Annotated in this window: 7 protein-coding genes and 1 pseudogene; all 8 read right to left on the bottom strand. The window is 70.5% G+C overall.

Features of this window, described 5'->3' with window-relative positions:
- Positions 1-59: 59 nt before the first annotated feature.
- The 8 genes and pseudogenes from Q673_RS32930 to Q673_RS32900 all read right to left on the bottom strand — a co-directional run bounded on the left by Q673_RS32930 (position 60) and on the right by Q673_RS32900 (position 12,672).
- Positions 60-3,530, bottom strand: coding sequence for a DEAD/DEAH box helicase (locus tag Q673_RS32930; protein ID WP_152527146.1), 3,471 nt, complete (start codon positions 3,528-3,530; stop codon positions 60-62).
- A 104-nt stretch (positions 3,531-3,634) separates the two neighbouring features.
- Positions 3,635-4,348: a hypothetical protein gene (locus tag Q673_RS32925; RefSeq protein WP_023007032.1), complete on the bottom strand. Its 714-nt coding sequence runs from the start codon at positions 4,346-4,348 to the stop codon at positions 3,635-3,637.
- An 88-nt stretch (positions 4,349-4,436) separates the two neighbouring features.
- Positions 4,437-4,544, bottom strand: a pseudogene (locus Q673_RS37030) (DUF4236 domain-containing protein); the annotation flags it as partial.
- A gap of 105 nt (positions 4,545-4,649) precedes the next feature.
- Positions 4,650-6,083, bottom strand: coding sequence for a DNA recombination protein RmuC (gene rmuC / locus Q673_RS32920; RefSeq protein ID WP_235048535.1), 1,434 nt, complete (start codon positions 6,081-6,083; stop codon positions 4,650-4,652).
- A 23-nt stretch (positions 6,084-6,106) separates the two neighbouring features.
- A complete protein-coding gene (locus tag Q673_RS32915; protein WP_023007030.1) occupies positions 6,107-6,997 on the bottom strand; it encodes a DUF7281 domain-containing protein in 891 nt (296 codons plus the stop codon).
- A 112-nt stretch (positions 6,998-7,109) separates the two neighbouring features.
- On the bottom strand, positions 7,110-8,345 hold the full coding sequence (locus tag Q673_RS32910; protein ID WP_023007029.1) for a hypothetical protein: 1,236 nt from the start codon (positions 8,343-8,345) through the stop codon (positions 7,110-7,112).
- Complete coding sequence (locus Q673_RS32905) at positions 8,342-8,968, bottom strand: condensin complex protein MksE (RefSeq protein WP_031218586.1); 627 nt, start codon at positions 8,966-8,968, stop codon at positions 8,342-8,344. The genes Q673_RS32910 and Q673_RS32905 overlap by 4 nt, the downstream gene beginning before the upstream one ends.
- Before the next feature lie 26 nt (positions 8,969-8,994).
- Entirely contained in the window at positions 8,995-12,672 is a 3,678-nt protein-coding gene (locus tag Q673_RS32900; RefSeq protein ID WP_023007027.1) for an ATP-binding protein, read from the bottom strand.
- Positions 12,673-12,892 lie beyond the last annotated feature (220 nt).

The raw sequence follows: 12,892 nt of genomic DNA, 5'->3' as shown, positions 1-12,892 counted from the left end.
GGGATTACCTTATTTATTCAGCTCACAACCAAAAGGTGATTTTTACTTAACGGATCCCCCTACGCCACCGGCGCAAACAGCAGCGCCAGGTCTTCCTCGTCGAACAGTGGGCCGTCGCTCCTTTGCTCGGCCCCACCTTCGAGGATAGAGGCGGCGAGGTCGGCCTTGCGTGCCTGCAGGTCGAGGATACGCTCCTCCACGGTGCCGGCGCAGACCAGCTTGTAGACGAACACCGGATTCTGCTGGCCCATGCGGTGGGCGCGGCCGGTGGCCTGGGCCTCCACCGCGGGGTTCCACCAGGGGTCGTAGTGGATCACGGTATCGGCGGCGGTGAGGTTGAGGCCGGTGCCGCCGGCCTTGAGGCTGATCAGGAACACCGGGATCTCGCCCTGCTGGAACAGCGCCACCCGTTGGGTACGGGTCTTGCCCGGGGTATCGCCGGTCAGGGTGGTAAACGGAATGCCGTCCTTCTCGAGGGCGTCACCGATCAGCGCCAGCATCTCGGTGAACTGGGAGAAGATCAGGATGCGCCTGCCCTCCTCCACCAGCGGCGGCACCAGCTCGCGCAGCTGGTCGAGCTTGGCGGAACGCTTCGCCTTGCGTGCGCTCTCCAGCTTGACCAGCCGCGGGTCGCAGCACACCTGGCGCAGCTTGAGCAGCGCATCGAGCATGACGATGCCGGAGGCGGCCAGGCCGCGCTCGGCGACCGCCTGCTGCACCCGCTGGTGCTGAGCCAGACGCAGGCTCTCGTAGAGCTCGCGCTGGGCGCCGCTCAGGGTGACCTCGCGGCGGGCCTCGGTCATCGCCGGCAGCTCGGTGAGCACCTGCTGCTTGGTGCGGCGCAGCATCAGCGGGGCGATGCGCCGCGAGAGACGCTGACGTAGCTCGACATCGCTCTCCTTCTCGATGGGGGTGCGGAAGCGCTGGCCGAACCATTGCTGGCTGCCCAGGGCGCCCGGGGCCACGGCATCGAGCTGAGCCCACAGCTCGCCCAGGTGGTTCTCCAGAGGCGTGCCGGTCATGGCGATGGCGCGCTGGGCGTTAAGCTCGCGCACCGCGCGGGCGGTCTGGCTGGCGGCGTTCTTGATCGCCTGGGCTTCGTCGAGCACCAGCAGGCCAAAATCATGTGCGCGCAGGCGCTCGAGATCGCGGATCAGCAGCGCATAGGTGGTCACCACCAGGTCGGCGCCGGGCAGCGCTTCCTCGAACTGGCGCTCGCGCTGGGCACGGCCGCCCTGCAGGGCGACCACCTTGAGCTCGGGGGCGAAGCGCTCGGCCTCAGCACACCAGTTGCCCACCAGGCTGGTGGGCGCCACCACCAGGGTCGGGCGGGTCAACGCGCCACGGGCACGCTCGTCGAGCACATGGGCCAGCACCTGCACCGTCTTGCCCAGGCCCATGTCGTCGGCCAGGATGCCGCCGGTACCGAGCTCGGAAAGGAAGCGCATCCAGGCGATACCGCGGGCCTGATAGTCGCGCAGCTCGCCGGCGAAGCCCTCCGGCGCCGGCAGGCTGACGGGCAGCTCGCGCAGGCGCCGGGCCAGGGCGGTGACGTCCTCGCGCCCGGCCCAGCGCTCGTGCTCGGCCAGCGGCGCCAGCTTCTCGGCGGCGGTCACCGGCAGGCGCACGGCCGCCTCGTCGTCTTTCTCGTCACCCAGCCAGTCGAGGATCGGCGCCATCAGCGAGCGCAGCCGCGAGAGCGGCATCACCAGCCGGCGATTCTCCGGCAGGGTCAGCGTCCAGCTGGCGTCGTCGGCCTCGCCCTCGGCAGGCTCCAGCGGGAAGGCGGGATCCCGGAACAGCCGGCGCAGGATGGGCAGCAGGTTGAGGCGCTCGCCCTCCACCTCGATATCCAGTGCCAGGTCGAACCAGCCATTGCCGGCCGGCTCCAGCTCGCCGACCCAGTCGTCCGGCTCAACATAGGTGGGCTCCTCCGGGAAATCGTCACCAAACTCGACCAGACAACCAACCTCACGCAGCCTGGCGATCATCTCCCACCACTCGTCGGGCCCGGCCAGGTGGGTTGGCCACTCTTTGGCACGACGTGGCGGCGTGCCTTCCCGCGGCAGCAGCAGCGTCCATTCGGGCAGATCGAGGTGCGCCGGCACGGCATCGATCTGCTGCAGGCGCTCCAGGGTCACCATGCCGGGCGGCAGTGTACGCACCAGGGCCAGCTCCGCCTCGCGGTCGCGCTTCACGGTAAGGTGCTGGCCGTCGCGGAAGGCCTGGTGGCTCTCGCCCTCCTCCGGTGGCACCTCGATGCCGGCGTAGTCGAAGCCCACCACGGCGGCGCCCACCTCGATCCGCTGCGGCACCATGGCGCCGTCGCGGTAGCCCAGTTGGCCGGTGGCGACTCTCATGGTGACCTTGAGGCGCGGTGCCACTCCCTCAAGGGTGCGCTCCTCGACTTCCTGGGGGGCCGGCAGCCGCCTGGAAAGACCCGGGACCCGATGCAGACGCTCGGTCAGCCAGCCGCTCATCTCGGGGGGCAGCGGCGGCGCGCGGCGCAGGCGCATCAGCAGGTCGGGGTCACCTTCCAGTCGCCCGATGCGACCGCGCCGCTCATCGAGATAGCACAGCTCGGTGCCGGCCCGCACGATCACCGCCTGATCCGAGATGACGTCGGCGGGTTGGGTATCCGCACGCAGGTGCTGGTTGCCATCGGCATCGGGCTCCCAGGCGAGGGCCAGCCGACAACTGGGGCCGGGGTCGAGCATGGTGCCGGTCTGCTTGGGATGGAACAGCAGCGGCGGAGTATCGCTCTCAAGCAGCGACCACAGGGCGCGCGCCTGGAAGGCGTGGGTGACACGGCTCCAACACTGCTCATTGGCTCCCACATACTGCCGCCGCTGCTCGCCCAACATGAGCAGCTCCAGCGCCTCTTCCTCATCCGCTGCCAGTCCGTGAGGCGGCCTGGGGGTGAGCCCGCCACCGCTGCGGACCATGATGGGTCGCGGCTTGACCCAGCCGTTGCCGCGGCTGCGCTGCTTGGCGGGGCGCAGCCACACCGGCGACACCTGCAGGGTGGGGGCACGCGGGTCAGGGTCAACGTCCAGGAACAGCGCCAGGCGATAGTCACTCTCCAGTTCCTCGACGTAACGCCTGCCGCCAAGTGGCGTCTGGAGCTCGGCAAGCCAGGACTCCCAGCGCTGCTCAAGCAGCGCCGTGTCGTCACGTGGCGGAATGCCATCGGCCTCCAGGTCATCGATGAAGGCCTGGATCACCGCCACCGCATGCTTGCACTGGCGTCCCACCGGGCAGCTGCAGTCGCTGACCACCCCCATGCTGTGGTCATCAGGATCCACCGCGAGACTGGTGAGGTAGCGCCGGTGACCGCTGCCCTCCACCTGGGCCCGCAGCACCAGCATCTCTCGTTCTCGCTCGAGTCGGATTCCGTGACGCACCTTGCCCTGCCGCGCATAGCCACGCCCACGGGTCAACGAGCGGGCGTCGAAGCTGCGCTGCCAGGGAATATCCTCCAGGGTGTGGTAGAGCGTCAGAGCAGGGTCGGCGAGTTGGGGATCCGGCACGAAGAGTCCTCACGGCTTGAAGGCGAGGCCGATATTGGAACGAAACCCGCCGCCGAGAGCAACCAAAGAACCGCCCCACGCTACGCCTGACGCCCGGCGTCACCCTACACCAGCTTCAGCGGCTCGATGTCGCGGAAGATTCCCGTCTTCGTCATGTCGCGGCGCAGGGTGAAGGCCTCCAGGGCGGCCACCGGGTCGACCTGGTCGAGGCGGTCGAAGCGGATCGTCTCCCACTGGGTGCGAGTGACCTTGACGCTGTAGAGGTACTGGTCGCGCTCGGCGCCGGTGGCGGGGTCGACCACCTGGCGGTAGCCGGAGACCCGCGCCTCCTGTACCCCCGGCAGGCGGGCGAACACCGCCCCCAATACACGGAAGGCGATGCCGTGGACATGGTCGCGGTAGAGCTTGCGCTGGCGGGTATCGCTCAGCCGGCGCGGCGAGAGCTTGAGCTGCTTGGGGGGCATGCCCCAGTAGCGATCGGGCATCTCCTCCTCGCCGGGCAGGTCGATGTCCACGGCGATGGTCGAGATATCGCTGCCCAGGTCGAAGTCGATCAGCGTCTCCCGCGGCCAGTCGATCTCCTCCAGCCGCTCACGCAGGGTCGCCTCCATCGCCTCCGGATCGTCCCAGACGCCCTCGCTCTCGCGGCGATGGCGGGCGAACTCGGCGGCATCGTGCTCCGCCTTGCGCCACTCCCAGGCGCGGTAGCGCTCGTCGAACTCGGCGCGGTGCCGGCGGTTGTGCGCCTCCCGGGCACGTTTCGCCGGCGGCCACAGCGCATGCCGCCAGGCCGGTGGCGGCGGCGGCCCGGCTGCCACGCCGGCGATCGTTGCCGGAAAGCTTCTGCCGATAGGCGAGGCCGGTGCCGGGAATCCCGGCGTGGCCATGCACGCCGCTCGGCCCGACACTCAGGCTGGCACCCCGCGGGCCCACCGAGAGGCCCAGGCCGCGCTTGCTGAGGTTGAGGCGCACCCCGGGTGCCAGACGGATGCGGCGCTGGAAACGAAAGGCCATCCTGACTCCCTGTCCTGTGTGATGTCGGCGATCACGGCGACGCCGGGGAACCACCGGCTACCGACAGCTGACCAGAAAACCGCTCGCTTTCCAACGCCAGCGCGTTCAGTCGCGCTGCGGGTCCAGCGGTTCGTCCTCTGCTGGCGTAGTCGCGGGCCCCACTTCGAGCCTGGCACGCTCGAGGATCTCGGCAGGCAGCTCCTTCTTTACCGCCACGCCCAGTTCGCGGAACTCGCTGGCCTGCTTGACCAGGTTGCCGCGGCCGTTGACCAGCTGGCCCAGCGCGCGGTCGTAGCTCTCCCGGGCGCCGTCGAGCTTGCGCCCCACGTCCTGCATGCTGTCGAGGAAGGTGGCGAGCTTGCTGTGGAAGCGCTCCGCCTTGCGCGCCAGCTCGGCGCTGTGACGGCTCTGGTTCTCGAAGCGCCACAGCTGGCCGACGATATTCAGGCTGGTGAGCAGCGTGGTGGGCGTGGCCACCAGCACGTTGCGCTCGATGGCGCGCTGGTAGAGGGTGGCGTCGTGGCGCAGCGCCTCGATATAGGCGGACTCCACCGGGATGAACATGATCACCACCTCCGGCGAGTTGAGCCCCGGCAGGTCGTAGTAGTGCTTGTCGGCCAGCTCCTCGATGCGCTCGCCCACCGCCCGGGCGTGGTCGGCCAGGGCCCGCCGGCGGGTCACCTCGTCCTCGGCGTTAACGTACTCCAGGTAGGCGGCAAGCGAGGTCTTGGCGTCGATCACCAGGTGGCGCCCCTCGGGCAGGTAGACCAGCGCATCGGGACGGCGCTTGCCGGCCTCGGTGGTGAAGCTCTTCTCGCGCTGGTAGTCCTCACCGGGGCGCAGGCCGGCGCTGTCCAGCACGTTCTCCAGCATCAGCTCGCCCCAGTTGCCCTGCACCTTCTTCTGCCCCTTGAGCGCCTCGGTGAGCCGGGCGGCCTGGTCGGTGATGTCGCGATTGAGCTGCTGCAGGTGCCTGAGCTCGGTGGTCAGGCTGGCACGCTGGGCGGTCTCCTGGTGGTGCAGGGTCTCGACCTTCTCGCGGAAGCCCTTGATCTCCTCCTGGAAGGGCCTGAGCAGCCCCTCGAGGTTGCGCTCGGAGAGCGACGAGAAGGCCTTGCCCTTCTGCTCCAACAGTTCGTTGGCGAGGTTCTCGAACTCCACCTTGAGCTGGCCCTTGCTCTCCTCCATCCAGGCGAGCTGGCGGGCGAAGTGCGCCTCCTTCTCCTCCAGGCGGGTGGTGAGCTCGCCGTGGGTCTGGCGCAGCGCATAGTAGGCCTCGCGCAGGCGCTGCCCCTCGCGCTGCTGCTCGCGGTTCGCCTCGCGCTGGGTCTCCACCTCGCCCTCGGCCACCTGCAGGGCCACCGCCTGCTCACGCGCCTCAAGCTGCTGGGCATGCAGCTCGCCACGCAGGTCGTCCCGCTCACGGCGCGCGGCGTTGATGCGCCGCTGCTGGAGGGCGAAGGCGATCGCGAGCCCTGTGGCGAAGGTGGCCAGGCCCAGGAGCAGGTGGGTCGTATCGAGCGTCTGCAGGAGTTCCACGGTGGCATCGTCCGGTTGAGGCATCAGGAAATAGAGCGAGCGTGCAACGGCACCATGACCCAGTCGTCGCCACTTCCGAACCACTGCTGCAGCAGGCCGCGCTGCTCGCCGAGCAGCAGCGCGAGATAGCCGGCCAGGGAGTGCCCGGCGGGCAGCGTGGCGGCATGGTCGCGCAACGCCGCCTGGTAGCCCTGCTGCTCGGCGGCCAGCTGCTGCGGGTTGGCACGCGCCGCCACCACCGCCAGGGGCGGCAGCAGCAGGTGGCTGGCACCACCGGCGAGCGCGATGCTCACCCCCTTGGCATCGAAGTCGCCCAGGTAGAGATGGGGCCTTGCGCTTGCCGACCAGGCCCTGGCGAGACCGGCGAAGCCGCCGCCGTAGTGGCGATCGCCACGGTAGAGCACCAGCGGACGCGGCCAGGGGGACAGCGCCGGCGGCTCGTCCTGCAACGCATAGAAGCTGTCGAGGTTCTCGACCTGCACCAGGACGTCGAAGGCGGCGAGGTCGAGCTCATGCCAGTCGAGGTCGAGGTGGTCACGCCCCCGGCAAGCGACCCCGGGACGGCTTACCGCCGGCAGGCTGGCCAGCACTCGCCGCTCGCGGGGCGCCGAACGCACACCCTTCGCCTCGCGGTTGCCGAGGGCAGCCTGCTCGACGCTGGTCAGGCCACCGAGCTCGGCGGCAATGGTGGGCTCGCCCAGGGCTGCCAGGGCCTCGTCGAGGCGGGCCAGCAGGTCGCGATCCAGCACCAGGCGGGCATGGGTCAGGCGCGCACCGAGTTCGATATCGTGCGCCTGGCACCAGGCCACGATCTGGTCGACCGCCCTGCCCCGGCGTTTCTCCACCACGGGCTCGCAGCGGAGCCTTTCGGCGGCATCGCGAAGCAGGTTGCGGGCGCTTGTGGTCAGGTGCAAGGGGGTCTCCTCCTATATCGGGCGCCTGCGGCGCCATCGCGCAGGATCTGCGCTCCTACAGTCAGGCCTTCCGCCTGTGGGAGCCCGATTTATCGGCGATCAAGTCCGTCCGTCAGGCAAGCTGCAGGGTGACGTCGTGGATCAGCCGGACATGATTGTAGCGGCTCGCCTGGCTCTCCTGCTGGCTGAGGCGGAAGGCGCGCTGCTCGCTTCTGGGCAGCCCCTGGAATTCGGCGATCACCTGGAACAGCCAGATCTCCTCGCTCCACTCGTACTCCCCCTGCTGCAGGAACTCCAGGGCGCTGAGCCCTTCGCCGCCGTCCACCACCGCCAGATAGAAGCGCTCCACGTCCTCCTTGAGGGCCTGCTGGCGAGCGGCCACGAGGGTGTCCTCCTGAGGCGCGGCGGCCCCCGCGGCGGTCACCGGTTGCGGGCGCGGAGCGGGCCGCGGCAGGCGGTGCAGCAGTTCGCCGAGCACACGGCTATCGGGGTGGTGGTCCAGGGCGGCGGCACCGGCGGCGACCAGCGGGGCGGCGCGGTTGACCAGTGCCGGCACCTCGCCGCGCCGGGCGTAGTTGCCGGGGACGAAGCCTGGGTGCTCACGCAGGAAGCCGGCCATGCCGGCCACCAGGCGGCTGCGAGACTGCTGCTGGCGGAAGCGCGCCATCAGCTCGACCAGGCGCCGCTGTACCTCGCGCAGGCTGGTGTAGTGCTGGGTCAGCTGCTGCTGCAGGCCGCTGACCAGCAGCTTGCGCAGCGCGCCGTCGCTGCCCACCAGTTCGATCAGCTCGTCGAAGTCGATCAGCGCCAGGCCGTCGAGCAGGCGCACGATCTGCTTCTGGGCGCGCTGGTTCTCGCGGATCTTGTCGCCCAGGCGGCTGACAAAGCCGAAATCGCCGTTGAGGCGTCGCCACAGGCTGTCGATGGCGTCGGCGAAGCGGCCATTGAGGTCATCCACCTCCTGGCGCAGGCGCAGCAGCTGCTGCTCCTGGCGCCAGTACTCGCCGGCGTCACGCGCTTCGCGGTAGCTCTGCACCAGGCCGCGCAACAGCTCCAGGGTCTCGGCCACATCGGCGTTGACGTGGCGGCGGCTCTCATCGGCGAGCATCTCGGCGATCAACTCGCGCACCTTGGGTGTGAGCTTCACCCCGCCCTGCTCGTCCGGACGCCACAGGATGCGCGCCGCCAGCAGCCGGTTGAGGGCGGTGGTGCTCAGCCCCTCCAGCGGCACCTCGTCCCGGGCGTAGCCGGCCATCAGCACCTCGGCGTGCTTGCCCAGCAGCGCCAGGCGCTCAACGCCGGTGCTGACCAGGCGGCTCTCCAGGGCGTGGGGGTGGTCGACACTCACAGCAGGCTCTCCTGGCCGCTCGGCGCCTGGTCATCCACCGGCAGGTTCTCCTCGTCGCGGATAAAGCGCGCCAGGTCGATGAGGTAGTCGATCTTGGCGGTGACCAGGTAGTACTGGCGGTCGGCATGGGGCTGGAGCAGGTAGCCGTGCTCCTTGAGCCGCTTGAACACCTGCTTGAGCTGGGCGTCGAGCTGGTCGCTCTGGGAACCGAAGAAGGGGTCGCTGGCCAGGCGCTCGAGACGCTCGCGCAGCCCCTGGTTGTCCTCGCAGCGCGAGCTGAAGTCGGCGGGCTTGAGCACTTCACCGGGCGCGGCCGGCCCGTCGCGCCCCAGCGCCTCCTGGACCAGCTGCAGCCACTCCAGCAGCGGCAGCAGGCTCGCCACGGTCTCGCCCAGCTGCCGCGACAGCTGCTCCCGGGCGGCCTCATCCAGCACCCGCCAGGCCAGGAAATAGACGCTGCCCTCGTCGTTGCTGGCCAGACGGCGGTTGAGCGGGCGCAGGTAGGCGTCGATCCGCTCGCGGATCTCATCGTCCTGCAGGCGGCGAAAGGCGCCCTCGTCGCTCACCGCGCAGATGAACTCGCCGGCCAGCAGGCGCTCCAGCAGGGGACCGAACTCCACCATGGAGCGCTCCATCGGGGTATGTTCACTCATGATGCCGCCTCCTCTGCGCGGGCCTGCAGGCGCTGGGCCAGGCGGCTCAGGCGCGGCTCGATGCGCTTGAGGCGGCGCTTGGTGGGCTCAGCTTCATCGCGGTCGATCAGGTAGCGATTGTGGAACAGCAGCAGCACGTCCGACTCCGGGTTGGGGAAGGCGCCGACGATATGGATGCGGTTGTTGTCGCAGGCGTCGAACAGCTTCTCGACGTTGTGGTAGGCCAGGGTGCCGATCTCGTCGATGGGCCAGTGGATGGCGATCTCGGCCGGGCCACGCAGCAGCCGTGTGAAGGCGAGCAGGAACTTGCACAGGATCAGGTAGGCCATGCCGTGGCTGGAGGACTCCAGCAACTGGCGGTCGTTGCGGATCACCAGGTCGGTGCCGCCCTCGTTGAGGTGCAGCTCCAGGCGCAGCAGGCTCTCGAAGCTGTACTGCTGGTCGCTGCGCAGCAGCTCCACCACGTCGGCCAGGGCATCCAGGTAGTCGTCGCCGGGGAGCGGCTGGCCCGAGTCGCGCCACTCGCGGTAGCGCTGGGCGAAGCGCTTGAGCGGCTCCCAGAAGCCCAGCTCGTCGATGGTCGACTGGATCCTCACCTCGGCGCGGCCGATGCCCTCGAGCACCAGGTCGTCGGCGACCTCGTCGGAGAGGCGCCGGCTCTGGGCGCTGATGCGCCGATTGAGGTCGCTGAACACGGTGAAGAACTTGTCGAGGTCGTCGGAGAGGTTGCGCCCCTCCTGCAACAGCTGCTGCTGTTGCCCCTCGAGCAGCTGGAGCATGCCGGCGATCACCGGCAGCAGGCGGCGCGGGCTCTCGCCCTCGAGCCGGGCACGCTCGGCGGCCAGGGTCGCCTCGAAGTCGGCGCTGGCGCCCTTGATCAGCTCCGCCTCGAGCCGCTCGCAGCCGCGGCGCAGCGCCTCGAGCTCGCGGGCGTGGTCGGCCAGCGCCTGGCGCAGACGCTCGATGCGCTCCTCCACGTCGCCCGGCGCCTCGCCGCTGGCCTCGGGGGCCGGCGCCAGGGCCAGTCCCTCGAGGGTATCGAGCAGTGGCGCCAGGGTCGCCACCAGCGCCCGGGCGGCGTCGCGGGCGGTCTTGAGCTCGGCCAGGGCCGCCTGGTGCTCGCCCCGGACGGCCTGGAACTCGGCCCGCCGTTGCTCGCGCTCCCGCTCCAGGGCGTCGCGCTCACGAGAGAGCTCTGCCTCGCGTGCCACCAGGCGCGGCTTGCGCTCGCCCCACTCCACGCGCATGAAGCGGGTATAGGCGTCGAGCTCCTCGCGGCGCGCCTCGGTCTCGCGCAGGCGCTTGCCCAGCGTCTCCAGGCGTGCACGGGTCTCGCGCACGGTGTCGGGGTCGACGCCCTGCTCCGCCAGCTCGCGGTCGAAGGCGGCGGTGAGCTCGTCGCGCTGGCAACGGTGCTCCTCCTTGTACTCGGCGAGCTGGCGGCGGTGCTGGGCGATCCGCTGGTCGAGGGTCTCCATCCTCCCCTGATGGTCGGCGGTGAGCTCCAGGCGCTGGGCGCGGTGGCCATCGGCCAGGGCCTCCAGCGCCCGGCGCTGCTCGTCCTGCAGCGCCTCCCGGGCGGCCTCCTGCTCGGCCAGCGCCTCGCGGCAGGCGGCCTGGCGGGCCTGGCGGGCCTCGGCGTGGCGCTGCTGGCACTGGCTGCGCGCCTGCAGCGCGTAGTCCACCTCCTCGGCGGCGCGACGCCGGGTGCGGCGCGCCTCGTCGAGGCGGGCGTCCGCCTCCTGAACCTTGTGGTGGCGGCCTCGCAGGGCCTTCTCGGCGGCCCGCTCCTCCTCGCGGGTCGCCTCCAGCGCCGCCTCGGCGGCGGCGATCTCGCCCAACAGGTCCGCCTCCTCGCGGGCATGGTCCGGCGGGGCGATGGCGGCGAGATCCAGCACCAGGCCATAGAGGTCGTCGCTGGCGGCATCGTTAAGCTGCGGGGCCAGGTCACGCCGTGCCAGCAGCTCGGGGGTGATCACCTTGCCCAGCCTCTGCTCCCAGCCCGGGCGGTGGTGGCGCAGGAAGTGGCGCAGGCTGCCCTGGGCCGGGTCGCGCTGGGCCTCGAGCGCCTCGAGGCGCGCCTCGGCGCGGCCACGCTGGGTGCGGGCGGCCTCAAGCTCGTCCTCGGCGGCCTCGCGCGCCTCCTTGCGGGCGTCGAGCTCACCGCGCAGCTGCTCCAGGGCCGCCGCGGCGGCAGCCTGCTCGCCCTGGGCCTGGTCGACCCGGACCTGGGCCTGCTCGGCCTCGCGGACCTCCTCGGGGGTCTGGGCAGGGTGCTCGAGCCGTGCGCTGAGCTCGGCGAGCCGCGCGGTCACCGCCTCCAGCCGCGTGCGGTAGTCGTCGTCCAGCGTCTGGCGGCGGGCCTGATGGTCGGCCTCCAGGCGGCTCTCGGCCTCGCGCTGGGCCTCGCGGCACGCCTCCCGCTCCTCGCCCAGGGCGTCGATCCGCGCCTGGAGCTCGTCGCGGCGCGCCTCGAGCAGGTCGCCGAGCTCCACCAGGCGCGCCTCCAGCCTGGCCTTGCTCTCCTTGACTGCCTGCTGCAGCTGCTCCAGGTGGTCACGCAGCTGTTGCTGCTGCTCGCGCCACTGGGGCAGCGCCTGCAGATCCTGCTCCAGGGCCGGCATGCCGGCCGCCTCGAAGGCCTCGAAGCGTTGCTGCAGGTCGTCGAGGTCGGCACGGGTCTGGGCCAGCTCGCTGTCGAGGCGGCTAGCACGCTCGTTGAGGGCGTCGCGCCTCTCCTGGTAGGCCGCCTCCAGGGCCTGGACATCCCCCTGGCGGCGCTGGATCTCGGCCTCGCGGTCGGCCTGGTCGCGCTCGGCACGGTGACGGTCGGCGGTGAGCTGCGGTCCCAGCTGCCACAGCGTGGCCTCGAGCTCGCCGATCTCGCCATCCAGCCGCTCGAGCTCGGCGAGCGAGCGCTGCAGCGGTGCCAGGCGCATGGACTGGCGCATGCGGGCGATCCACTCGCGCGCCTTGGTGTTGCGGATGCGGGTCACCGGCAGCTCGACGCCATCCTCCTCGAAGATCGCCGCCAGCATGGTCTTGAGGGTATCCATCTTGCCCTCCTTGGCGTGCACCGCCGAGACCAGCTTCTCCATGTGGCGAATGCGCATGCCGGGCCGCACCAGGCTGAAGCGGGCCGCCACCTGGCGCAGGCGTAGCGCCTCCTTGCGACTGCCCCGGGGCTGGGGGCCGCTCTGGGTGAAGTCGTTCTGGATCACCGCGCGGTACTCGGAGGTGGCCCCCAGCTTGGGGGAGACCGACACGCCCCGCCGGCGCAGGCCGTTGGCCCACTGGGCGTAGTCCAGGGCCACCACCCCGGCTTCGCTCTCCACCAGGTAGTCCTCGGGGCGGTAGGCGTCGCCGACGAAGCGGTACTCGACCCCGCCCTCACCGCGCCGGGTCAGCACCGCCTGGCAGATGTCGCCCGCCTCGCGGCGATACTCGTAGACCAGGTAGCTGTTGCGGTGCGGCAGGTAGAAGGCGTCGAACTTCAGGCGCGTGCGCGGCACCACCCGGTTGGGCAACTCGCCATAGAACACCGGCACCAGGCGCTGCAGGGTGGTCTTCCCCGAGGCGTTGGTACCGCAGATGTTGGTGTGGCCCTCCACACTCAGCTCGACCACGCCCTCGAGGTGGCCGTGGATCATCACGATGCGTAGCAGCTGGCCCATGTCGCGTCCCTGGTCGTTTGGCATGGCGATGCCGACTCATCATCGGCGAGCGCACATAGTGCCGGAGCCGCGAGGCCTTCTCAATCGACGCGGGGCGCGTCCCGGGGCTGGGGCTGGGGCTGGGGTTGGGGCTGGGGCTGGGGCTGAGGCTGGGGCTGGGGCTGGGGCTGGAAGCCGGAGACCGGAGACCGGAGACCGGAGACCGGAGACCGGAAAGGAA

The organism is Halomonas sp. PBN3 (assembly GCF_000475415.1).
In the GTDB taxonomy this organism is placed as follows: domain Bacteria; phylum Pseudomonadota; class Gammaproteobacteria; order Pseudomonadales; family Halomonadaceae; genus Halomonas; species Halomonas shengliensis.
Note: the sequence above shows the minus strand (reverse complement) of the source record. Positions and strands in the feature narration are given on the sequence as shown.

Excerpts from the sequence above, each read along its gene's own strand:
- Q673_RS32905 (WP_031218586.1), bottom strand. The coding sequence starts at position 8,968 with ATGGTGGAGTTCGGTCCCCTGCTGGAGCGCCTGCTGGCCGGCGAGTTC.
- Q673_RS32900 (WP_023007027.1), bottom strand. The coding sequence starts at position 12,672 with ATGGGCCAGCTGCTACGCATCGTGATGATCCACGGCCACCTCGAGGGC.